Source organism: Rhodothermales bacterium, from assembly GCA_013002345.1.
Classification (GTDB): Bacteria; Bacteroidota; Rhodothermia; order Rhodothermales; family JABDKH01; genus JABDKH01.
Map to the genome: position 1 here is coordinate 1 of JABDKH010000196.1, position 23,788 is coordinate 23,788.

Here is a 23,788-nt window from a genome sequence, read left to right on the forward strand (position 1 = left end):
AGACAGCATGGATCTCGCGGAAATCAATATTGATGAGGCGACGGTCACGACGAGACTCGCTTCGATCGTCGAGGACCGGGATCTGAGTCACTACATCCTTTAGCCCCGCAGGCCTCATGCCTAGCGCAAAGGACGCCATACTTTCCGCTCATTCGCCCGAGGCTCGCGAGCGGTGGGAAGAAATGCAAAGCCGCTGCCCGACTCGCGGAGCTTTCGATGACTTTGATCTCGTTACCGGCCTTTCCCACGTTCAGCAGTTACAGTGCGAGGTCCTGGTCACCTCTGTCGACAACGAAGACCAGTTCGGCGCCATCCTTCCGTTCCGACGAATCGGACCCTTCCGCGACGCCATCCTTCCAAGATTCTGCCCTACCTCACCGGTACTGATCCCGACGGACGCCCCGGTCGCGGTACGGAGTGCCGCCATCGAGTCGGCACTTGCGTGCATGGCCCGTCGGTATCATCGTGTGAGTCTTCATCTTACCGCTGACGTCACCCCGCTCGTTTCGAACGATGCCTGGGGTTCCACACCTCTGTACACGTATCGATTGGACCTGACAAAGCTGACAGCTGACATTACGGCAACCTGGTCGGCTGGAACGCGACGCCTGTATCGCAAGAACGTCGAGTCGTATCGAGTCGAAGAAACGGCCGACACCGCCACGGCGGTTCAGCTCTGCTGGAACTCGTACGCTCGTGCGGGACGTCCACTGCCCATCGATCAACGAGCAATGTCCGAGTTCGCGCATCAGCCGCCAGGTGATGTGTCAACACGAACATTTCTCGCCACCAACCGTGACTCCAACGTTTCCGAAGCCGGACTGGTGGTACTTCAACACGGCGGCATGGCCTTCTACTGGATCGCCGGAAGTATGCCGGGGCCCGGCATGACCGTTATGATCGGTCATGTGCTGCAGGTGTTGCGTGAAAGCGGCCTCACCGATTTCGATTTTCTGGGCGCAAATACGCCTTCCATTGCCGAGTTCAAGCGTCGCTTCGGCCCGACGTTGCACGAGTACACCAGGATGGCCTCCTCCCGGTCGTGGCTACTGGATTCCCTGCTCGCAGCCAGAAACAGATTCCGGTAGCGTCGGTGATGTCAACGAAAGCCGCTAGTCCTACTCGATCCGTCGCCGAAGCCCCAACGTGGCTCGTACTACTCTCGACTGTACTTGCGGCATTCGCAATCTGGATCTTTCGATACGACTACTCCTGGGGTTCTGGCGACCAGGACGAATTCGTGCCGTACCTGTTGCACCTGCTGGACGACAGCCTCCTTTCTGAGGACTGGTTTGTCGGTACGCAGACATCTCAGATTGGCGTCCGCACGTTTTTTGTCTGGCTGCTCCGGATTATTTGCGTCGCGCTACCGCCGCATCTCGCCGTGGCAGCACTTTTTGTCGCATCCTGGGTTGCGATTGCGATCGGAATCGATCGCCTCGTCAGAGTCCTGGGTGGAGGAAGTCTTGCAAGCGCTGCCGCCATTGTTGTGGCACTCTGCCTGACGCCGAAGTGGACGCTGGGCGGGAATGACCTGGTCTATACGATGCTAGTCCCGGAGATGGTGGCGTGGGCGTGGGCACTGCCTGCTCTGCTGTGCTTCTTCCGGCGTCGGTATGCTTTCGCTGGTGTTCTGCTTGGCGTAGCGAGCTGGTTTCAACCGCTTGTCGGTATCCTGGTGGCGGCGATGCTGGCTCTATCGGTGATTCTGGAAAAACGCAATCGTAACGGCTGGCGCCATGCCATAGTCCTCAGCTCGATCGCAGCCGTCCTCGCTCTGCCGGTTCTGATACCGATCGGCCTGCAGAGTCTAGGGGGCGACGCCGCAGCCGACACTTCTCCCTCAATTCTGTTCATACTCACGCAGTTTCGCGCGCCCCACCACTACGTCCCGTCGTCGTTTTCTTTTGGCTCATGGGCGAGGGTGGGGCTCCTTGTCGTCGTCGCCCTTGCGCTTGCGTTTCTACGTGGGCGGCGATCGCAAACACCTTCACAACCGGCGCCTGGAATCATCCTCTTGGCAATTGCGACTATGTGCCTTGCCTCCTGGTTCATGACCGAAGTAATTCCCGTAGATATTGTGGTCAAACTCCAGGTCTTCAAGCTGACAGTCATCGGCAAGCTCCTGTTGATCAGTCTGATTGCGACATCCGCGGAGTCGCTGCTTTATTCGAGGTCTTGGGTTCGCGACTACCGTGTGCAATGGATCGTCGCGGGAGCCTCAGCCGCCGTTTTCATGGCGTCGATCCTGGGCTCCATCTTGCCGAATACAGCGGACGTCCTGTACGCCAGACTATGGAGCGAACACTCGGAATCGGGCCTCGACGCATGGGCAAGAGACTCTTCGCCCTTGAATGCTCTATTTGTGGTCCCGCCTTCAAACAGCTCTCTCCGCAGTCATGGCCAGCGAGCAATCGTTGTGAACTACGCGGCTGTCCCGTTTGCACCACCCGACATGATGGAGTGGTACGCCCGACTGAGGACGGTCGCGCCCGTTCCGCAGCCAGCTACTAGCCACAGTCTTCGACTGCAACTCGACAGTTCCTATTACGCTCAGACATGGAGCCACTGGTCGCAGGTCGCGGATACCTACGGAGTGGACTATCTTGTCCACCGCAGTTCCACGACAGACGACGTGCCGTTTGAGGTTTCATACCGCGACAGCGCGTGGGTTGTGTATCGCCTCATCCGGTCCAGTGCTGCCGCGGACTCCTGAGCGAATGCCCGGGTTGCCCCGTACTCTCCACATCGATGTATGCGCGAGCTTGTAAAGCCGGTTCTGACGCTTCTCTCCGGTTCGGTTTTAGCACAACTCGTCATCTATCTCGCGCGTCCGGTCCTGACGCGCCTGTTCACTCCGGAAGAATTCGGCATGTTCGGCTTCTACATCGCGTCGGTGGCTGTCCTGTCGTCAATGTCCACCGGCAAGTTCGACGATGCGGTCGTACTTCCTCAGGATCATCGCGATGCGTGGTCACTGGTGGGTGCCAGCGTTTCGGTAACGTTGGCGCTTGGGTTGTTTATTCTCGCGCTGCTACCAATGCGTTCGGGACTGGCTGCACTCCTCAAGAACCCGGAGGCGGCCGAGTATCTCGTCTGGCTTCCCCTCAGCATTCTCCTTGTTGGAACCATCCGCGTATTTGACTCCTGGCTCACAAGGCTGAGGATCTTCTCCGGCGTGGCGACAGGACGTGTGGCGTATGCCTTCACGTGCACGCCGTCCCAGGTCGCAGCCGGATCGATGGATGCCGGTGCCGGAGGACTGATCGGAGGGATCATCGCTGGACAGACCGTCCAGGCAGTCGTTCTTGCTTACCGCGGCTTCGCCGGCAAGCGCAAACTGGAAACGCTTTCCATGCGTCTGGCGGATATCCGGAAAGTGGCGCGTCGCTACCGTCGATTCGCCCTGTTCGGGGCTCCCGCCTCGGCTCTCAACGTCGCGTCAGTTCAGACGCCCGCGCTCTTACTGCTCTTCTTCTTTGACGCAGCAGTGCTCGGGCAGTATTCGATTGCATACGCGTCACTCGGCGTACCGCTAACGCTGCTGGGAACGGCGGTCGCACAGGTGTATTACGTCAGCGCGTCGGACGCTGCTCGCACGAACAGGTTGGCGGACATTACGGAGGGTGTCGTGACCCGCCTGGCCGCTATCGCCACGCTGCCTCTGGCGGCGATTGTGGTGGTCGGGCCGGATCTCTTCTCCGTCGTCTTCGGGGAGACCTGGCGTGAGGCCGGCACCTTTGCGCAATTCCTGGCACCGTGGATATTCTTCCTGCTCCTTGCCGCTCCCCTGTCGAGACTGTTCGACGTACTCGAGAAGCAAAGAGAACTGCTGTTCTACAACGCCGCGCTGCTAGTAACCCGCGCAGCATCAATTATCATCGGTGGAATTGCCGGTAGTGAGGTCCTCGCCATCGCGCTGTTCGGACTGACCGGTGCCGCCCTGAGCCTGTTACAGATTTTCTGGATGATAAGACTGTCCGGTTGGTCCGTTCTGCAGGCACTAAGGCGATTCGCCCGCTTCGCTGCGATATCCCTGCCCTTTCTCGCGGTCATCTGGGGAGCTTCCCGCTTTCTCAATCCCCCGTCCGTCTCGGCAGTGACGGTTCTCGCTGTACTTGCCTACGTTCTCGTGCTTCACAGACTGGACGCAACTCTCTTTTCGATTCGCTCCGACACGACGGCCGAAGATCCGCCGGAGGCCTGACGAAGGGCCACCCAAACGCACCGACAATCTCAAGCCCGCGTCACAAAGCGACGCCGATCTTACGGGCCGGGGTCCGGCGTCGCGTCGACCGGTTGGCTTTTAGAGTCGCTCCGATCGAGTTGGTCCTTGAGCTGCAGGATGGCTGGAGGCTCACCGGTGACTGTGAGACGATCGCCCGGCGCAATGATCGTCTGCTGTGTCGGTACGACCATCGAACCGGAACGCTCGATAAGCGACACGGTGGAGTCAACGGGAAGATCCAGATCCTTGACCTGCCTGCCCGCAAACCGGCTTGCCCGAGAATCCTCAGCGACCGAGATGAACAGAAATCGCTCCGGATCAAGCAGGCTCTCTCTGATTTCCTGCTCCGTCACTGCATTTCGCCAGCTCGGCATAAAATCTTCGTCGTCGATGCGACTCGCCAGACTGGCCAGGATCCGTAGATGATTTCCCGGATGTTCCTGGGGGCTCACAAGAAAGACCATCGCATACACGGGTTTCGTCAGGTCCGTGTATGCGTCATCAGACACGTCTTCCATGCTGATCGTCAGGCCCTTTTTGCACCGCACAACAAGCAACTCGGGTTGCTCAATATTCGGCAGACGATAATGGGGCAGTGCGACCCCTTCAGCCACGGGCATGGCGCCGTATCGAGCCCCCTGCATGAAGCCCGACATGAGCGTCGACGCAGTGACAGGAAGTCGCTGGGCAAACATGGATGCAGCACGCTCTGTGAGTCGTTCAAACGGAAGCGGTTCATCCAGATCGATGACAAGCGCGTTCGCGACGAGTCGGTCAAACTGACTCTGGTCTTCGAAGTCCCGCGCCTTCGCAAACGGTGGAAGGAACACCGCTACCCGGTCACCTGGCATCGGCGTAACGAGCTTGTCGGCCGATGCGATGTGCAGCTGCTCCGCTCGCGCAATGAAAAGCAAGATCAGATCGTCGTCATATCGCTTGAGCAAATCCTCAAACGGCAGTGCTGTCGTCAAATGAAACGTTCTAATCTCGCCTCCAGCTGTGAACCGTTTCTCGAGGTCGGCATAGCCTCTGCTCTCTCCGAAGAGAACGTGGCCGCGGAGGTGTTGAGCAAGTGTGCTCGTAGAATCAGTAACCTCATCCGATTCCGATCTGTGAGCAAGCTGTAAAATCCCGCTGGTCTCAAAGATCTCTGAGAAATTCAGGCACGCTAGAGAGTTGACTTCATCATTTGGTGTGAGTGCCAGGAAGCGACCTATTCCACCTAGCTCAAGGTCGTCGACAATGGTCTCGGAGAGCGCATCCGCGACGACCGCCGGGAGCTCGCGCTGTCTGGCGTCCGCGACATTCTCGGCATTTGCGTCTATCAGCATCACCTCAAAACCAAGTTCACGTACTGCCATCGCCATTCGCTGAACCCACAGGTTAGCGCCCAGAAACAGTACGCCCTGCGGATTCGGATGAGCAAGGCCAAGTTTTCGTGCCAACTGCGGCACCGTGAGGCCATAGATGGCCACCGTCCCAACAATGACAAGGAAAACGGTCGGAACGATCGCCGGAGCGTGTTCGGGATAGATGGGACTCAGTCGAAAAGCGAACAGTGACGCCACGGCCGCAGCCACAATTCCACGCGGGGCCAGCCAGGACAGGAAGAGTTTTTCGCCCCATTGAAGCGGCGTACCGACCGTCGACATGAGTACGGCGAACGGCCGAACAAGCAGGATCAAGATCGCCAGAAAGGCAAGGGCGGAAGGCTGCAGCATATAATCCAGCGCGCTCGCATCCAGCTTCGCCGACAGCAGAATGAACAGCGTTCCAATCAAGAGGACCTGCAGGTCTTCCTTGAACTCAGAAATCCGGCGCACCCTCACCCACTTCTGATTGGCCATCATGATGCCAAGCAGAGTTGTTTCCAGGAGTCCGGACTCCTCCTGCAGGCTGTTTGAAAGTCCAAACGTCCCAACGACAATTGCCAACGCCAGCGCACTCTGCAAATAGTCGGGCACGAGCCGCCGATGAAGCATGAAGATCAGAACAGCGGCCCCGATAACGCTGATGCCCACACTCGTGGCTATCGTCAGAAGCAGACCCTCAAGTGCGTGGAATGCGACCGTCGAAAACGCCGCTCCGTCTCCGGCCACGACCGATCTCTCCACAAGCAAGATGGTCTCCAGGACCAGCACGGCCAGAATCGCTCCTACTGGATCGACCGTTATTCCCTCCCACTTGGCAACCGCACCCACGCGGCCCGTGGGTCGGATATGCCTCAGGAGCGGAACAACCACCGTAGGTCCGGTCACAGTGACAATGGCTCCGAGGAGAATCGCGAGGCCCAGAGGAAATCCGACGACGAAGTATGCCGCAATGCCCGCCAGCACCCAGGTAATCAGCACGCCGATCGTTACCAGATTCAGGACCGATGTCCCGACTTCACGAAGTTCGGAGAGCCGGAGGCTGAGGCCACCCTCGAACAGAATGATTCCGATGGAGATCGATACGAAGGCATACAACCAGTCTCCTTGCAACGACTCCGACGGGAGCAGTCCCGTTATCGGGCCCGCGACAAATCCGAACGCAAGCAGCAGCAGAATGGATGGCAGTTTGAAACGCCAGGCGAGCCACTGAGCGACAATCCCCAGCACGATTACGCCAACAACGCCGATGAGGATTTCTTCCATGAGAGACTAACGGTTGACGCGACCCGGTTCCCGGCCAAACATCCACATGTGCCCCAACCTACGAATCCTCTCGAAAACCGTCACCGTCAACGGTGCTGCCGGTCGCTCGAAGAGGAACCGAGGGCGGCCGTGGAGCGGACACGAGCACGTCGGACGCGATCAGAGGATCGAGCGAAACGTGTCCGGAAGTTCGCCGTCAGGCTCAGTGGGAGCCGATCGAGACTGCCCGTTAGCACCGGAGCCACAGAAGGCGTCGAACGCTTCCACCAGATCCATGCCGATGGCGGACGCGCTACGGCCTTCAATGTGCCTGCGCTCAAGGACGAACACCGGGTCTCCGCCACGAAACAGCGCGACAAACGGTGATGACGGCGGGATTCCGGGGAGATACGAGCGCGCCTGCGCCGTTGCCTCCAGATCCTGCCCGGCGAACACTGTCACATACGTGTCTGGCTGGCTATTGCCAGATTGTCTGGCGAGCGCAACCGCCGGCCGTGCCATGGCTGCGGCGCACCCACACACTGAGTTCACGACGAGGAGTACGGTCGACGTATCATCCTGGGCATCAAAAACTGCATCAACATCTTCAGGTGTCTTCAGTTCGTTGATTCCAAGCCGGGTGAGTTCCTCGCGCATGGGGGCAACGAGAGCTTCGGGATAGGGCATCTGCAAGCAATTGAGGTGAGCGAAAAACGAGCGCTCCCCGATAACGTGATAGCGGTCAGGATTGATCCTGGCGAGTCGACTACCGGTTAACACGCGATATGAAGCGCCGATAATGCAAGAATGGAGGGTTCGTGCCCGGCGGGCCCATTCATCGTTCTCCGGACTTAAGTGATGATACACCACCATCTAGCGTCCCTGTCGTTTGCGGTTGTCGTACTGCTCGTTGCGGGCTGCAGCGGCGCCGGCGCATCGCGTTCTGCAGAGCCCAATGAAGACTCCGTTCCGGTACGAAGCCTTCCGGAGGATGTCAGTGACGCGAAAGCCGAGCTCGTTTCGCAGATAAATCGATGGCTGGGTACGGCGTACCGCTACGGCGGCACGGACGCCTCCGGATTCGACTGCTCTGGATTCGTACGGCGCGTCATGCGCGATGCCTTCGACGAGTCCTTGCCTCGGACCACCCGGGCCCAGATGCGCGTCGGATCCGAAGTCAAACGGACAGATCTACGGACGGCAGACCTGGTCTTCTTCCGCACCCCCGCTCGAAGTGATCACGTAGGAGTATACCTGGGAGATGGTGAGTTTGCACATGCATCGTCTAGCAGCGGAGTGATGATTTCGCACCTCAGCGAATCCTACTGGTCGAAATCCTATCGGACCGCTCGCAGGCTGTTTCACCTTGAAGATATCAGCGACTCGGACCAATCATCCGAGACACACGCGGCTCCATCGAGCGCCGCTCGACTTGCCACCGCCCCCCCAACGTCCGGGCGCGTCGGTTGGTGAGCTGAAGTACTCACAAATAGACGCCCGAATCGGATCTTTATCGCGGAGACTGTGTTCATTTGAAATCTGGAACATCCGCGCTTTGCGACCACCTGCCGCCGCCGTCGACTCACCGACTGTGGCGATTCGTTTTTTGTGCGCGGTACAGACATCCCTCAAAGGCCACGATAGCAAGCAATATTCCGCCGTTATGAGTTCATCGAAACCCATCTACCTCACCGAAGATGGCCTGATTCGGCTCAAAGCAGAGCTCCATTTTCTCCGCACCAAAGAGCGGGCGCGAATCGCAGACGAGATCGCCGAAGCGCGTGCCCAGGGTGATCTGTCCGAAAACGCCGAATATGACGCGGCCAAAGAGGCGCAAGGGCATCTGGAAGCGAAGATTGCTAAGACTGCCGATGTCATTGCGAACGCACGGATCGTGGACGAATCGAAGGTAGACGATAGCAAGGCCTTCATCCTGTCGCGTGTGGAAGTCAAGAACAGAAGCAACGGAACGACCAACACGTTCACGCTGGTTTCCGCGCAAGAGGCGGACCTTGCGTCGGGGAAGATCTCAGTAACCAGTCCTATCGGAAAAGGGCTTCTCGGAAAAGCCGTGGGCGACGTCGTAGAGATTCAGGTTCCAGCAGGCAACGTAAGCTTCGAGATAGTCGGGATAAGTCGCTGACGTGAGCGGGGTTTCACGCCATGACGAACCGGGGCACGATCGATCCGCCCGGCACGCGGTTGAAGCGTGGCGTCGTTCGCTTGATCGTCGTCGCGGCGGCCATACTAATCAGCTACTGCGGATTCTGCGCAACGCTGATCATCACTTACCGGTGGATCGACCCTCCAACGACCACCGTCCAGATCCAGCGCCGCGTCGAGGCTCTCATCGGCGGTCGTGAATATTCCCGGACCTACAAGCCCCGTTCGGCGTCCGAGGTTTCGCCACACATCCTGACTTCAGCCATAGCTGCCGAGGACGGGCGCTTTCTTGAGCACCGCGGCTTCGACTGGGACTCGATCGAGACGGCCATGAGGGAAGGCAGGGGCCGGGGTGGATCAACCATTTCGCAACAACTCGCCAAGAACCTGTTTCTCACGACGCACCGGAGTTATTTTCGCAAGGGTCTTGAGTTGCCACTCACAATCTTGATCGAGCTCTTGCTCCCAAAGGACAGAATCATCGAGCTCTACGTTAATGTCGTCGAATGGGGCGATGGCGTATACGGCGCCGAAGCAGCAGCCCGGCATCACTATGGAGTGGATTCACGTAACATATCCAGACGACAGGCCGCCGCCATGGCGTCCTGTTTACCGGATCCCCGTCGGCGGCGGCCTCAAGTTGACGGCCGCTACACCAACATCATCCTCCGTCGGATGGACCGGATGGGCTACTGACCGCCTGATATGACTCCAGCAAACTCGATGATCGACCTGCGCAGCGACACGGTTACCAGGCCATCCCCCGGCATGCGTGCCGCCATGGCCGCAGCCGAGGTTGGCGACGATGTGTTCGGAGAGGATCCGTCTGTCAACCGGCTTCAGGAGGACGTAGCCGAACTTCTTGGCAAGGAAGCCGCGCTATTTGTGCCGAGTGGGACCATGGCGAATCAACTTGCCATCAAATCTCAAACCAGTCCCGGGGACGAGGTTCTTGTTGAGCGCCAGAGTCACATCTTCAACTATGAGTCCGGCGCGCCGGCGTTGCTGTCCGGAGTTCAACTTCACGTCCTGGACGGCGACGCGGGCGTCGTGCACAGTGAGCAGATTACGGCTGCGATACGTCATGGCTATTACTGGGAGACTCCGTCTCGCCTGCTGTGCCTGGAAAACACGATCAACCGCACGGGCGGAACCATATTTCCGATCCAAGAAATGGCCGAAGTATCGGCGACAGCGAGAGACGCCGGATTGTCGCTTCATCTCGACGGAGCGCGACTCTGGAACGCCGCTGCCGCGACCGGAATCCAGGAAGCGAGATACGCCGAACTATTCGACACGGTCACAGTGTGCCTTTCCAAAGGGCTGGGTGCACCCGTCGGTTCGTTACTCGCCGGCCCTGCTGATACCATCAAGTCGGCCCACCGGTATCGCAAGATGTTCGGGGGCGGAATGCGTCAGGCAGGAGTACTCGCGGCAGCAGGGTCATATGCCCTGGAACATCATCGGCAGAACCTTGGAGATGACCACGAGAAGATCCGCCACCTTGCAGAGGGGCTTGCACGAATTCCGAGATTTCGAGTTGACCGCGATCGAATCCAGACAAATATCCTGACCTTCCATGTGCTCGAAGGGACTTCGTTTGATGTAGTTGAGATGCTTCGTTCCAGAAACGTCCTCGTTTTACCCTGGGGTCCTGACATGATCAGGGCTACGGCACACCGCGATGTCTCGCTGGAAGGCGTGTCACGAGCCGTTGACATTATAACCGAACTCTGCGGCCGGGCGTGAGTGGATGATGCCGGTCAGTCGTCACGTTAATGGATGTGTAGGATGAGAGAGAAACGACAATTGGCCGATTTGCTGGACATCGCGACCCGCTACGGCACGCCCACATACGTCACCGACGCACGAACGATCGGCAGCCGAATCGAAGCATTGCGGAGGAGCCTTGGGAACTCGCTGAACAAGCTGCTTTATGCCCTCAAGGCCAACGCCTTGCCTGAGGTGGTCGAGCTCATGGGCGATAATGGTGTCGGTGTCGATGTGGTCTCGCCCGGTGAACTCGCCTTCGCGCTCCAACTTGGCTTTGATCCGAATGACATCTTCTTCTCCGCCAACAACATGACGAACGAGGAGATGGACTACGCCGTGTCCAGGGGCGTAGTCGTCAACATTGGGGAATTCTCAAGGCTCGAGCACTTTGCCCGGCAGTATTCCGGATCCCGGGTTTCGATCCGCATCAACCCGCAGTACGGTGCCGGCCATCATCGGCATGTCATAACCGCCGGTTACGACTCCAAATTCGGAATACCAATCTCGGATCTGGAGGCGGTAGCCGCCGTGGCTGCCAAATACGGTCTGGCCGTTGTGGGATTGCATCAGCACATAGGCAGCGGCAATCTCGACGTAGAACCGTATCGCATGTCGCTCGAAGTCCTGTATCGAGCGGCAGAGATGCTCCCGGCGCTGGAGTTCGTAAACATCGGGGGCGGACTGGGTGTCGCCTATGGCCCCGACGATGATGAGCTGGACCTCAACACCTTCGCATCGGTCGTATCAAAAGCACACAAGACCTTTATGGACCGCACCGGCCGGAAGGTCGAGCTCTGGATGGAACCCGGGAGATATCTTGTGGCCGAGGCAGGTGCCCTGCTCGTGCAGGTCAATACGATCAAATCCAGTCACGGACATACATACGTTGGCACCAATTCGGGTATGAATCACCTGATCCGGCCGGCGATGTACGGCGCGTATCACGAGGTAGTGAATCTGTCGAACCCGGATGGAGAGCGTCACAACTACGAAATCGTCGGCAACATCTGTGAGTCGAGCGATTTCTTCGCTCGCGATCGATCCTTGCCGGAGGCTCGCGAGGGCGACATCCTCGGGATACTCGATGCGGGAGCGTACGGCAGTTCCATGATCTCCGAATACAATCTCAGACCTGCACCAGCCGAGGTATACATTGACGAGGATGGACGCGCGCGGCTGGTTCGCCGGCGAGAGTCGCCCGGCGAACTCGTTGATCGGTTGCTCGCTCGTCGTCTCCAGGCTCCAGGCTAACCTGCCACCGTGACTGTAAGCGATGGCAATCCGATCGCCGTCGCTTCAAGGAGATCACCCGCGACCACGGGACCCACCCCTTCGGGCGTACCTGTGTAGATCAAATCCCCTTTCTCCAGGGTAAAGATCAGTGAGACGTAGTGAATCAGAAATGCGGGCGAGAATATCATATCCCTCGTATTCCCGGATTGGACAAGGCGGCCGTTGACCCGCAATTCCAGGGTAAGATCACTTGCATCGCCGACGGCGCCTGGCGCAACTATAGACCCCAATGGTGCGAACGTGTCGAAGCCTTTCGCAACGGACCACGGGTGTCCGCTTTTCTTGGCCTTAGACTGGAGATCCCGGGCAGTCATGTCGAGGCCGAGAGCGTATCCTCCGATACATTCACTCGCTTCTTCAATGGATACGGCGCGCGAATCACGCCCGACGACCACGACCAGCTCCACCTCGTGGTGAACGTCGTTCGTCACGGAAGGGATAACGACCTCGCCTCCGTCCGGAACCAGCGCGGTGGAAGGCTTGAGAAACAGCATCGGCTCGGCAAGAACCTCGCTCCGCATCTCTGCAGCATGTTTAGCGTAATTCCGGCCAACGCAGACCAGTTTCCCCGGTCTGATACGTTCACCAGAGATCGGCAATTCGATATCCATTCACTGAAAGAGATTGATTGGGCCGGTAGTTATTCATACTTTAGGTGGCTGAATATGCGCGTTGAACTCGCGCCATCCTCCCGCTCTCGCGTCGGTAGCCAATCCGGCGCTCCAAAGTAGAGAAACTCATGTATGCGATCGTAGAAATTTCTGGAAAGCAATACCGCGTCCAGGAAAACGACCGGCTCTTCGTACCACGCCAAGACGTCGAAGTTGACAAGTCACTTACCTTTGACCGAGTGCTCTTGCTCTCTAATGGCGATGATGTCCAGGTAGGAACACCGGTCCTTAAAGGCGCTTCCGTCAAGGCAAAAGTGTTGAGTCAGGTCAAAGCTGACAAGATTTTCGTCTTTAAGAAGAAACGCCGAAAGCGTTACCGGGTGAAAAACGGACATCGTCAACCGTACACCCAGATTGAAGTATCATCCATCAAGGCCAAGTAGAGACGCTTAGTCCAGCTGGGGCAATTTGCAGGTAGGGTATAATGGCACATAAGAAAGGAATGGGGTCGACGAAGAATGGTCGCGACTCCAAACCCAAAATGCTCGGCATCAAGACCTTCGGCGGCGAATTCGTCAAGGCGGGCGGCATTCTTGTTCGGCAAAGGGGTACCAAATTCCATCCCGGCACGAACGTTGGACGTGGTGGCGATGACACGCTTTTTGCACTCGCCGAAGGCCACGTGAGATTCACGCGAGGCCACCGCGATCGGAAGTATGTGCACGTCGATCCCGCAGAGTAGACGCGCACATTTACATTCCGATGAGTAGCTGAAAAGGGTCCCCACGAGTTTGTGGAGACCCTTTCTTCGTTTTCGCAGTAGGCTACAGGCCGCTGAATACGACGCGCGACATCTCCTCGATCGTCGTCTCGCCTGCGATGACCATTGCACGTGCACTATCCTGCAGCGTCAGCATTCCCTGCTTGATCGCAAGTCTTCCGAGGGCCGCCTCGTCGATCGCCTCCTCAGCTTCGACAATCATCTCCCGGATCTCAGGCGTGAACGGCATCGTCTCCGTAATGGCACGACGCCCCTTGTAGCCGACCCCCCGGCACGTCTTGCACTTACCTCCTTCCGTCGCATTGTAGAACGTAATCTTGTCTAGCTCTTCGGGCCTGAATCCAAGGTGCGACAGCTTGCTCTTCTCAATAGACGTCGCCGGCGCCTTGCAGTCCTGGCAGACTGTTCGGATCAATCGCTGTGCCACAACGAGGTTGATCGCGTATGCGATCAGAAACGGTTCAATGCCCATCTTGTAGAGTCGGCTTATCGAACTTGGGGCGTCGTTCGTATGAAGCGTCGAGAACGTCAGGTGACCCGTGTTCGCCAGCTTGATGGCCAGGTCGGCCGTATCCTTGTCGCGCATCTCTCCGACCATGACAATGTCCGGGTCGTGTCGGAGTATTGAGCGGAGGGCTTGATCCAGTGAGAGCTTGTGGCTCAGCTTCACCTGACGCACCTCGGGGATAACATACTCTACGGGGTCCTCCACCGTCAGCACATTGACTTTCGGTGTGACGACGTGACTCAGAGCCGCGTAGAGAGTCGTGCTCTTTCCGGAACCAGTGGGACCCGTTAGAATGACCATCCCGTACGGCTGGTGTATCGCCCACTCAAAACGCTCGAGTGCACTCTCTGCCAGACCGAGCTTTCGCAGATCCTTGATGACCTTTCGGTCGTCGAGGATCCGGATAACGATGCTCTCTGATCGAACCGTCATTTCGGCGTTCGCGATCGGCAGCACCGATACGCGAAACCGAATGAGCGCATTGTCGATCTCTCTCTGTATGAACCCGTCCTGAGCACGCTCCCGCTCGAATCGATCTACGTTGATACTGTTGTCCTTCACGACCGCGAGGAACGCCTCCGGGTGGACGCGGTCTTCAATGTGCCAACTGGTAAGCTCACCGTCGATCCGCAGTCGAATTTCGATTTCTTTACGGGCGTTCGGGAAGATGTGCACGTCGGAAGCACCCTGACGCACGGCTTCTTTCAACGTTGCTTCGAACAGGTTGATGAGCGCCGACCGATTGATCTCGGCCTCAAGCGCGTCCTCGTCAAAGAGTGCGCGCTCAGGATCGTCCACGGAGGCGCCCAGGTCAAACGCGAGCATGCCTTCCGCCGCCTTTCCAAAATCTCCCTTGCGGCGCCGGCGAACCTCATCAATGAATCCGTCAACCTCGACACGCTTCGCGAAACGGATCTCGATCTCCCGAAAACCAAGTTTCTGGAGCGTTCTCATCAGGTCCTGGCGGGCCGGATCGTGCGTGGCCATTATCACGCGTCGTCCTTCTGAGCCTTCCTCGATCTTTACAGGCGCCACGCGGAGTTGCTCGAGCCCTGCCCACTGATCGGCCGTAATTCGGGCACCAAGGCCCTTCAGAAAGTCGGTAGGGTCCATTCCCTCGAGGCTGATCGTCGCAAACGAATACACGATCGCGGCCTGTTCAAATACAATTTCCGGATCGATTTCCGGGTCTTCAGCCAGTTCTCGCCAGAGTGGGTAACTCGTGCCTCCCTCCTTCTTGACCCAACGGTCCCACGCCGCCTGCACATGTTGGATGAGCACGAGTTCCTCGTACAGGAGCTTGATAACAACCCGGTCCCGCAGATCAAGTGGGTTGAATGTGGTTGAGTCCGGCGACTCGGGAACTCCGGCGGATCCGTTCCCACTCGGGCTTGAATCGGGACGGGCTAATGCATCAGCCTGCCAGCGTTGGTCCTTGGATGACTCTGCCATAGTTGTGTCTGAGACGAACAGGAAATGGGCGGAACTTGAGCCGGAATGGAACACCGGTCAATGTTCGTTATCGGCCTCTGAAAGGGTCCGTTAAGGGATTGCAGGCCCCCTATTTTCGGAGTCGTGACCGCGACGTCGGATCGGCCACACGAAATGCCGCCACCGGCCGCACGATATCCTCGTGATCGGAAGCTCTTTCAGGTTCGTGGAATCGATTTCCACGTGACAGCGCTGTTTGTTGAAGAGGAGGACTCTGGATTGACAACATCCTTACGTACAAGGACAGTTCCTGTGATGCTTTTTAAATAAGTGTGATACAAGTGGTTATAGATAATTAGTAATGTAAAAATTGAAGTCTACCGAATCGCTGATCTCGTCGCCGCCACACCTTGGCGCGACACTTGCTTGCATGTGAGTAGCATTCCACCGGGTGCGTCGATCGTCACCAGATCACGCTCCCTTCCACTCTACCCGAGTATCGCCATGATTCATCAGATTCGCGCCGCGTCGGCTCAGGCTTTCCTTGCCAACTACCGACTTCCCCACCGCACTTTCGCGCAGAAGGACCCGAACTTCCCGGTGATCGGCCCGATCTGGGACGCTATGAAAGAGGGCGACTACCGGATCGCAGCCGGCCTCGTCACCGCCGAACTCGAAGGCCAGAGGTTATTCAGCGCCGAGGAAAAGACGGCCATGATGGTCGCTCTCGCCAATGCAGAAGTACTGATGGGCAAGACGGATCGCGCCAAAAAAACCGCAGGAAAGACGCTGGATCTGTTTCCAAACCAGTGGTCCGGCCATAGAGTCCTGATTCATGTTCTCCACCTGAAACAGGCCTACAAGGCCGCATACCTTCAACTGCGCAAGCTCGAGCCGGGCCCCGTGCCGCTGTGGGACTGCCCGATAGGAACCACCGAAAGACACACCGTCATGGCGGCCTGGTCCTGGCTGTTGGGCGAGTGGGAACGCGTCTCCACTCATCTGAAGAAAGCCTACCCAGACGGAATAGATTCGATGCCTGCTGAAATCCAGGAGGACTGGTTCAGGCTCTCGCTGTACCGCGGACGCCCACAGGACGCAGTCGCTGTCGCTTCGCTACTGATTGAGCAGCGCCCTGTCGACCTGGCCGATGAACTGCTGCAGACGTTCGTCCAGAATGGTTGGACCAAGGAAGCACTTCCCCTCTATCGTGCCGCATACGAGAGCGCACCACAGAGCCAGCTGCTTCGACGACGTCTCGTCGCGCTATGCATACGCGAGGGTGAACTGGAGGAAGCGCGGGATCTCACGCGGCCCGGTGCCCTCGACCTGGCAGCATAGGGAACGAGAACCGACGACTGTGCGCTGCTACCTGCGTGCCCGTAGCACGCACCGGAAGATTTTTCCGGAAGATCTTTAAGTCGCGAAGCCGAACTGGCGATAAGAACATTGTCAGCGGCATGCGACCCCGGTCGATAGATCGGGAAATCCCACGGGAAAGGTTCTGGCGATAATGGTTCCCCTGGGTAACGGACGGAATGGCGAACCGTCCCTCAGCGGCCTTCAGGTTACCTGGAGGCCGCTGTTTCTTTTTGCGAGAATCGGACTTCCGTGCTTCGCTACGCGGCCTTTCGGACGTCCGGCTCTGAATCGGGATCTGCCCGCAGCTCAACGATAGTCAGCGTGGTGTCGCCAGAATCATCAAGGTCATCCGGCCGCTCCGAAGCAAGCTGGACAACGTGAGACGCATCGGCGATGAACTCCGATTTCAAGGCGTTCAGCTGTACAACCTGCGACGCAGGTTCGGCCGGCGGGCACGCTTTGCGATTCGATTCCAATGGTTCCTTCATGGTCGTTCCATGCCGGTATGGGTGGCATGTCACTCCGACGCCGTAATCGTGCCAAACGCACAGCCGCACCTGTATCGTTCGTCGCAGATCTGACCCTGGAGCCTCTCGAAAAGCCAGAAAGAGCGATTCTGGCAGCCGAGTCGATGGCAGAGGCCATGCAGCTCGCGGACGATGAAGCGGTCGTTCGCGGCAAGCGTTTCCGGAAAGATGAGGGTTGCCCCCCAGCGGTCTACGAGATCAACCCGTCTTCGCGGTACTTCTTGAGCTTGTTTCGGATTGTGCGAGCGCTGATGCCCAGCTTCTGTGCCGCCAGCTGCTGATTGTTGTTCGTCTCCGACAGGGTTCGCAGGATCATGTGCCGTTCCATCTCCTCGATGGTCTCGATATTAACAGGAGCGTCCGCCCCGTCACCTCCGGCGACCAGGTCGGCGTCTATGAAGAAGCTGTCGAATACGTCAGTCTTTTCGACGGTGGTTCGCTCCGCGGAGAGCAATACACCTCGCTGCACCATGTTCTCAAGTTGGCGCACGTTCCCGGGCCATGAGTAGGTCATGAATTGATCCAGAAGCTCCTTCGAGACCTGCTTCGATGGCAGTCCGTAGAGCTCGCAGTACTTGACCACGAAGTGTTTCGTCAGAACCGGCACGTCCGACATGCGGTCCCTGAGCGGAACGCCGTTTACCGGAAAGACAGAAATCCGGAAGTACAGATCCTCGCGGAAATCGCCCTCGCGAATAGACTCGGACAGGTTCCGGTTGCTGGTCGCGATCACGCGCACATCAACCTTTTGAGGTTCAGAGGCACCGACCTTCATGAACTCGTTCTCCTGGAGGACCCTGAGGAGCTTCGCCTGGGTCGGCAGATCGATCTCTGTGATTTCGTCCAGCAAAAGCGTCCCCTTGTCTGCTTTCTCAAACGCACCGACCATATCATCGATTGCTCCCGTGAACGCACCTTTTCGATGACCGAAGAGATGGCTTTCAACCAGCTCGCGAGGCAAGTTGGCGCAGTTTACGGCGATAAACGGCCCGGAGGCACGGTCACTGCTCTCGTGGATCAACCGCGCCAGAATCTCTTTGCCAGTTCCGCTTTCACCCTGGATAAAAACCGGCGCGGCGTTCTGACTCACTTTCGGTATGACCTCCAGAAGCCGGGCAACGGACGGATGCTCTCCGATGAACTGAACGGTGGGTGCCGATCTCTTGCGCGCCGACGGGCTCTCGGCAGCCGCCCGCGGCGCTGCCTGCGTCTTCCTCTTCAGGACGTCCTGAATCCGTTCAACGACGAGAGACGGCTGAAACGGCTTCGCAATGTAGTCCACGGCTCCGGACCGCATGGTGCGCACGGCGTGCTGCACGTTCGCATGAGCAGTGATCATGATCACACCGAGATCAGGGTAATTCTGACGAATGTGCGCAAGCAGCTCGAGGCCGTCCATGTCCGGCATCATGAAGTCAGTCACGACCAGGTCGAAGTTCTCTGTCTTCAAATGCTCCACGGCCTTGACGGCACTGGAGCAACATGTCACGCTCATGTCGTGACGAGCCACAAGACGTTCAAACATCTTGTGAAGCATCACCTCGTCGTCGACGAAGAGGATGTGTGGAGTGTGGTCCATTGATCTCAGATTCCGGCAGCAATCACGGGTGGGTTGATGTCGAAGATACTAACTATCTCGACAGCTATGATGTCCATCCGCTAGCGGCCGGCTCAAACTCATCCTGTCCGAACCGCCCCGTCGAGAGAGGGGCTAGCGGTCGTCCGACCGACTATTCAGCGTTGCCCGGAGGCATCTTTGGGTCATCGTGCGGTAGGATTTTCCGAACGATTGCCCTGGTCCTAAGCGCAAGTCATTGAGATGGGCCACGTGCGCAACGTGCAACTCAAACGTGTGGAAGGGCGCGTCGCAGCATGTGCCCGCCGGATACGAGCGGCAATCTAACAGGCCCTCATGAGCTGAAATCCCTGTTTTTTGGCTGACCATTGCCGTCCGCCGGACGCGATCGATCGAACCGTTTATGTCAATCTGGCGAACGGCCGATAACGATAAAGTTGACGCATGCACCAGCTCTTCCGTCACTGGCATCAATCTTGGATTGCTTGCGCTCGCACTACCCAGGCATCCAACCCATCGGTCCTACCATGCGCGTTCTAACGCTTCAGTTCAGTGTCCTCATCGGGGTCCTGACATTTGTGAGCCAGATTACAAGCGGGATGGCACTCGAATCGTCGATGCTGCGCGGCCTTGCCACGGCATCCGCCATCTTCCTCGTCATGCTGCTGGGTGACCTCGCAATTCAGGCCGTTGTTCGGTCGCATTCACCGGCACAAGCTTCGTCCGCCCGGCCGGTCCCCAATCGAGACAGCGGAGATCAAAGCGACGCGCTCGCTGCCTAGACACCCGCCTCTCGCATCGCCAGTCATCGCCACATTACAACTGTTGATTCGCATGTCGCAAGATCTACAGAGTCTCGCCGTTCTCTACGCCCGCGATACATCCCCTTCGAACCGTGAAGCCGTCGTCGTCGCAGCGGTTCCACTCGTAAGGTCAGTCGTTGGTCGACTCAGCGTGCCCGATCATCCTCTGGCGGCACGCGAGGACCTGGAAAACGTCGGCCTGCTGGGACTGTTGCAGGCCCTGAACGGCTACGATCCCGATCGCGGGACACCGTTCGTTTCCTATGCCTACGGTCGCATCCGCGGAGCGCTCGTAGACTATCTCAGATCCATCGATGCCCTTCCGCGAGAACGCCGAAGGAAGCTGGCGCAGGCACAGCGGGCCATCGACATTCTGAGGCAAAAGAAGGCCGGTGAGCCGACCGACCACGAAGTCGCCGACTATCTTGAAATGACACTTGTGGAATACCACACGCTCCTACGGGACGCCCAGTGCCGCTTCGCTCTGTCGCTCCACGCACCCACGGACAGCGACGGTGAACAAACAGTCCTCGAGACAATTCCCAACGAAGAGACGCTCAAGGCTTTTGAGCGCATCGATACCAACTCGCTCCATCGGTACATTGGAACGCTCGTCAAGGAGCTGCCGGAACGGGAGCAAACGATCCTGGCCCTGTACTACTACGAAAGCCTGACGCTCAGGGAAATCGCCGCCCTGCTAGACCTCACCGAAGCACGCATATCACAGATCCTCGGCAAGATCCTGAAAACACTCCGTGCCCAGCTCGCCAAGACGCACGCACGCGCCGCCTGAGACCACACCGACGTCCATTTCTCGTCCGCCTCCTCGGTGAGCGGCTTGCCGTTAAGCTTGTGCGAAGCCGCAAAACAATTGGGCTGATTGCCAGTATATTTGTGTTTCCAGCCACCGGTCAGTAGCGAAACACGGCCCATCGACGCACAGCGTCAGATCGCAAATCGCATCCTGGACCCGGACCCACACAACAGCGATCCATTTTTCAGGTGATATAAGTCATGGGACTCATGACCAAGATGCGGGACAACACGGGCGTTGTCCTCTGGATTCTGGTGATTGCGTTTGGCGTCATCTTTATGCTCCAGGATACCAACGTCTTTGACGTTATCGGAGCAACGGGCAACATCATTGCCAAGGTGAACGGTCAGGACGTATCACTTGATGAATACAACAATTACGTCAACAACCAGGTGGAGGCCTATCGACAGCGCACCGGCGAGTCGATTCCGCCTCAGATTCTGGATTCAGAACGAGAGCGAGTATTCAACGAGTTGGTCGACGATCGACTGCGCGAGCAAGAGATGAGCCGAATCGGAATCGTCGTCACAGATGACGAGGTGCGGCAGATGGTTCTTGGCGACAACCCGCACCAGATAATCCGTACGTTTTTCGGTGACGGTCAGGGAAACGTCGACCGGGCGGTGCTACGCAATTTTATTGAGAATCCAGATGCACGGGAGGACCTGATTCGAATCGAGGATTATCTCCGAACCGAACGGCGGCGAGAGAAACTCGATCGCCTTATCGACGCGTCGGTGCGCGTCTCCGACCAGGACGTCCTCAGTGAGTACATAAGCCAGAAGAAGCGCATTAACGTTCAGTATGTGGCTCTTCCGTACGCACTGGTGCCGGATTCCGCGATAACGGTGTCCGAGCGCGACATCAGGAAGTACTACGACGAACATCTGTCGGACTACGAGCGCAAGCGCGCATATTCGCTGGTCTACGTCAGGAGCAGCAAGACGCCGACAAGTAGCGACTCTGCCGCGGTGACGGAAGAGCTGGTCCGGCTGAAGCCTCGCTTCGAGGCCGCCGAGAATGACTCCCTTTTTCTGGCCCAGAATTTCTCGGAGACTCCGCTTTCCGATGCCTTTTTTGGCCGTGGTGACCTGGATGATGCCATTGCCGAGGCGGTCTTCCAATCCCCCCGGAAAGGCGACGTGCTTGGCCCGGTTGCAGCTGGTGGCAGCATGCATCTCGTCAAGATACTGGATGTCAAGTCGGCGGATGACCCGTCCGTTCGTGCCCGTCACATCCTGATCAGGGCTGCCGAAGACGACAACGTTCAGCGAACGGCCGCGAGGGAGCTCGCTCGATCTGTCATGGAACGCATTCGTGCGGGCGAGGATTTCGCCGCAGTTGCTCGCGCGATTTCAGACGACACCCAGTCAGCTCGGGACGGTGGTGACGTCGGATGGTTCAGTAAGGGTCGCATGGTGAAACCGTTTGAAGACGCCGCCTTCGCCGCTCGCGTCGGGCGTTTGATCGGCCCGGTCGAAACCCAGTTTGGATATCACGTCATCGAAGTGACGGGTCGAAGCACCGATGAAGTTCAGATTGCGGACTTCGCTCTGAAACTTGCGCCCAGTGTCGCGACGCTGACTCGCGTGGAAGAAAATCTGGACGACCTGAAGTTCTTTGCCGAGGAAGAGGGCGGTTTCCGAGCAGAGGCCGAACGAAGAGGGCTGACCGTTCAAACGGTTCAGGTAGAGGCAGACCAGCAGTTCATCCCTGGAATTGGAAACAGTCGGGCCTTGCTCAATTTCCTTGCTACGGCCTCCGTGTCGTCCATCAGCCCGGTCGTGGAGCTGAACGACGATTTCATGGTCGCCGAGGTTACAGACATTCAGGAGGCTGGCTACCGGCCTCTGGCGGACGTTCGAGCTGAAATAGAACCGAGGGTTCGATTGGAGAAGAAGCGAGATGTTCAGCTGGCGAAGATGACCAACGCAAACGCATCTGGTCTTTCAGAGCTGGCGTCCGTTCTGTCAACTACCGTCAGAACCGCCAATGGATTGACTATGTCTGAGCCCGTTGTCCCGGGCCTTGGCCGCGAGCCAAAGTTTGTGGGAACCACCTTTGGCCTCCAGCAGGGTCAAGTGTCACGCCCGGTCGCCGGACAGAATAACGCGTTCGTTATCGACGTCCTCAGTATCGCCGAGCCCCCGGAGATCACAGATGCCGAGAAGGAACGCATTCGAAATCAGCTTCTGACGCAGAGACGATCACAGGTTCGTTCTCAGTGGCTAACGTCCATCCGTTCGAAGGCGGATGTGACCGACAATCGCCGATTCTTCTTGCAGTAGCTCCGCCCGTCTGTGCACGCCGCAGCTTCGTCTTGCGGGGGATTCACGCTTCGTGGTCGAAGCTTCCTCGGTACACTACCGCTGCCGGACCTTCCAGTGTTAGCTGCTCAATTCGCTCGCCATCCCGCCGGATGCCGACTGAAAGAACACCGCCCGGCATATGGACGCGGACGGTCGTGGCCTGACTCAAGAACCGCGCGGCAGACACAAGCGCCGCAGCAACAGCGCCCGTGCCACATGCCATCGTCTCGGCCTCAACGCCCTTCTCGAACGTACGGACATAGATTGTGGGCGTCGCCTTCGACCCGTCCACGTCACTTATCTGGACGAAATCAACATTGACGCCGGTCGGAGCAAAACCCGGATCTCGTCGAATTCGTGTGCCTAGACGCGTGACATCCACTGCGCCTACATCTGACGTGAAACACACGGCGTGCTCAGTACCGGTCCAGATCGGATAGGCGTCGATGTTCTCCCCGCTAATCCTGTCGGCGTGCAGCCCCCCGGTATCGACCGTCCGACAAACCAGGTCGAGACCTGGATACGGCGGTGGAAGGTACAGGGTCACCGAGTCTCCCGAGTCACTGATTTTGGCCCGATAGACGCCGGCCTCGGTCTCAAAAACCAGATTGGGCTCCGTGTAGCCCGCTCCACGGGCAAAAAGCACCAGGCAGCGAGCCCCATTGCCGCACATGGTCCCAATTGATCCGTCAGCGTTTAGATACCGCATCCGGAAATGATGGGCGGCATTCTCCGGCTCTTCGAGGGCCAGCAGCCCGTCGGCCCCGATTCCGAAACGACGCCGACAACGCTCACGCGCCATACTGGACAGCTCATGGTCGCCGAAGTTGAAGAAACGATTGTCGATCACGATGAAGTCGTTTCCGGCACCGTTCATTTTGGTAAATTCAACAACAAGCGAACGTGGCATCTCGCGACTTTGCTTTCGGCTGTACTGCCGATACCGATTCTTGACCCTTTGCTGTTTTCCGAAGCTACGCCAACGTTACGGGCA

The 23,788-nt window shown here is 58.0% G+C and carries 21 protein-coding genes; 14 read left to right on the plus strand and 7 right to left on the minus strand.

The genetic code is table 11. The features are described from left to right. Positions 1-116: 116 nt before the first annotated feature. Genes HKN37_09850 through HKN37_09860 form a run of 3 tightly spaced genes read left to right on the plus strand, consistent with a single transcriptional unit; the run spans position 117 to position 4,207 of the window. The gene (locus tag HKN37_09850; GenBank protein ID NNE46948.1) at positions 117-1,088 is read left to right on the plus strand and encodes a GNAT family N-acetyltransferase; all 972 of its coding nucleotides are present in this window, start codon (positions 117-119) and stop codon (positions 1,086-1,088) included. Positions 1,089-1,096: 8 nt separating this feature from the next. Further along, positions 1,097-2,716, plus strand: coding sequence for a hypothetical protein (locus tag HKN37_09855; GenBank protein ID NNE46949.1), 1,620 nt, complete (start codon positions 1,097-1,099; stop codon positions 2,714-2,716). A 39-nt stretch (positions 2,717-2,755) separates the two neighbouring features. Beyond that, positions 2,756-4,207 (plus strand): oligosaccharide flippase family protein, encoded by a 1,452-nt coding sequence (locus HKN37_09860; GenBank protein NNE46950.1) that lies wholly within the window; start codon positions 2,756-2,758, stop codon positions 4,205-4,207. A 59-nt stretch (positions 4,208-4,266) separates the two neighbouring features. On the opposite strand, the gene HKN37_09865 is transcribed toward HKN37_09860, so the two are convergent. Continuing rightward, on the minus strand, positions 4,267-6,864 hold the full coding sequence (locus HKN37_09865; GenBank protein ID NNE46951.1) for a PTS transporter subunit EIIA: 2,598 nt from the start codon (positions 6,862-6,864) through the stop codon (positions 4,267-4,269). Between the two features lie 159 nt (positions 6,865-7,023). Continuing rightward, positions 7,024-7,530: a BrxA/BrxB family bacilliredoxin gene (locus tag HKN37_09870; GenBank protein NNE46952.1), complete on the minus strand. Its 507-nt coding sequence runs from the start codon at positions 7,528-7,530 to the stop codon at positions 7,024-7,026. A 171-nt stretch (positions 7,531-7,701) separates the two neighbouring features. Here HKN37_09870 and HKN37_09875 point away from each other — a divergent pair, with 171 nt between their 5' ends. From HKN37_09875 to lysA, 5 genes are all read left to right on the plus strand, one after another. Further along, positions 7,702-8,316: a hydrolase Nlp/P60 gene (locus HKN37_09875; GenBank protein ID NNE46953.1), complete on the plus strand. Its 615-nt coding sequence runs from the start codon at positions 7,702-7,704 to the stop codon at positions 8,314-8,316. A gap of 190 nt (positions 8,317-8,506) precedes the next feature. Beyond that, positions 8,507-8,986: a transcription elongation factor GreA gene (greA, locus tag HKN37_09880; GenBank protein ID NNE46954.1), complete on the plus strand. Its 480-nt coding sequence runs from the start codon at positions 8,507-8,509 to the stop codon at positions 8,984-8,986. Between the two features lie 20 nt (positions 8,987-9,006). Then, positions 9,007-9,702, plus strand: a complete 696-nt coding sequence (mtgA, locus tag HKN37_09885) for a monofunctional biosynthetic peptidoglycan transglycosylase (GenBank protein NNE46955.1) — start codon at positions 9,007-9,009, stop codon at positions 9,700-9,702. A gap of 27 nt (positions 9,703-9,729) precedes the next feature. Continuing rightward, positions 9,730-10,755, plus strand: coding sequence for an aminotransferase class V-fold PLP-dependent enzyme (locus HKN37_09890; protein ID NNE46956.1), 1,026 nt, complete (start codon positions 9,730-9,732; stop codon positions 10,753-10,755). 42 nt (positions 10,756-10,797) lie between these two features. Next, on the plus strand, positions 10,798-12,030 hold the full coding sequence (gene lysA, locus HKN37_09895; GenBank protein NNE46957.1) for a diaminopimelate decarboxylase: 1,233 nt from the start codon (positions 10,798-10,800) through the stop codon (positions 12,028-12,030). Here lysA and HKN37_09900 read toward each other — a convergent pair. Further along, on the minus strand, positions 12,027-12,683 hold the full coding sequence (locus tag HKN37_09900; GenBank protein ID NNE46958.1) for a fumarylacetoacetate hydrolase family protein: 657 nt from the start codon (positions 12,681-12,683) through the stop codon (positions 12,027-12,029). The two genes, lysA and HKN37_09900, sit on opposite strands and share 4 nt — an antisense overlap. Positions 12,684-12,811: 128 nt before the next feature. Here HKN37_09900 and rplU point away from each other — a divergent pair, with 128 nt between their 5' ends. Then, positions 12,812-13,126: a 50S ribosomal protein L21 gene (rplU, locus tag HKN37_09905; GenBank protein ID NNE46959.1), complete on the plus strand. Its 315-nt coding sequence runs from the start codon at positions 12,812-12,814 to the stop codon at positions 13,124-13,126. A gap of 41 nt (positions 13,127-13,167) precedes the next feature. Further along, a complete protein-coding gene (gene rpmA / locus HKN37_09910; protein NNE46960.1) occupies positions 13,168-13,425 on the plus strand; it encodes a 50S ribosomal protein L27 in 258 nt (85 codons plus the stop codon). Between the two features lie 82 nt (positions 13,426-13,507). Here the strand turns inward: rpmA and HKN37_09915 are convergent, their stop codons facing one another. Further along, positions 13,508-15,424, minus strand: a complete 1,917-nt coding sequence (locus HKN37_09915) for a type II/IV secretion system protein (protein NNE46961.1) — start codon at positions 15,422-15,424, stop codon at positions 13,508-13,510. Between the two features lie 411 nt (positions 15,425-15,835). Between HKN37_09915 and HKN37_09920 the strand changes: the two genes are divergently transcribed. Further along, positions 15,836-16,744 (plus strand): tetratricopeptide repeat protein, encoded by a 909-nt coding sequence (locus HKN37_09920; GenBank protein ID NNE46962.1) that lies wholly within the window; start codon positions 15,836-15,838, stop codon positions 16,742-16,744. Positions 16,745-17,022: 278 nt separating this feature from the next. On the opposite strand, the gene HKN37_09925 is transcribed toward HKN37_09920, so the two are convergent. Both HKN37_09925 and HKN37_09930 read right to left on the minus strand, forming a co-directional pair. Beyond that, on the minus strand, positions 17,023-17,253 hold the full coding sequence (locus HKN37_09925; protein NNE46963.1) for a hypothetical protein: 231 nt from the start codon (positions 17,251-17,253) through the stop codon (positions 17,023-17,025). A gap of 229 nt (positions 17,254-17,482) precedes the next feature. After that, entirely contained in the window at positions 17,483-18,871 is a 1,389-nt protein-coding gene (locus HKN37_09930; GenBank protein NNE46964.1) for a sigma-54-dependent Fis family transcriptional regulator, read from the minus strand. 524 nt (positions 18,872-19,395) lie between these two features. Here HKN37_09930 and HKN37_09935 point away from each other — a divergent pair. The 3 genes from HKN37_09935 to HKN37_09945 all read left to right on the plus strand — a co-directional run bounded on the left by HKN37_09935 (position 19,396) and on the right by HKN37_09945 (position 22,773). Then, positions 19,396-19,650, plus strand: a complete 255-nt coding sequence (locus HKN37_09935) for a hypothetical protein (GenBank protein NNE46965.1) — start codon at positions 19,396-19,398, stop codon at positions 19,648-19,650. Positions 19,651-19,702: 52 nt separating this feature from the next. Further along, entirely contained in the window at positions 19,703-20,464 is a 762-nt protein-coding gene (locus tag HKN37_09940; protein NNE46966.1) for a FliA/WhiG family RNA polymerase sigma factor, read from the plus strand. A gap of 221 nt (positions 20,465-20,685) precedes the next feature. Then, positions 20,686-22,773: a peptidylprolyl isomerase gene (locus HKN37_09945; protein NNE46967.1), complete on the plus strand. Its 2,088-nt coding sequence runs from the start codon at positions 20,686-20,688 to the stop codon at positions 22,771-22,773. A 43-nt stretch (positions 22,774-22,816) separates the two neighbouring features. On the opposite strand, the gene HKN37_09950 is transcribed toward HKN37_09945, so the two are convergent. Continuing rightward, a complete protein-coding gene (locus HKN37_09950) occupies positions 22,817-23,704 on the minus strand; it encodes a diaminopimelate epimerase (protein NNE46968.1) in 888 nt (295 codons plus the stop codon). Between the last annotated feature and the right edge of the window lie 84 nt (positions 23,705-23,788).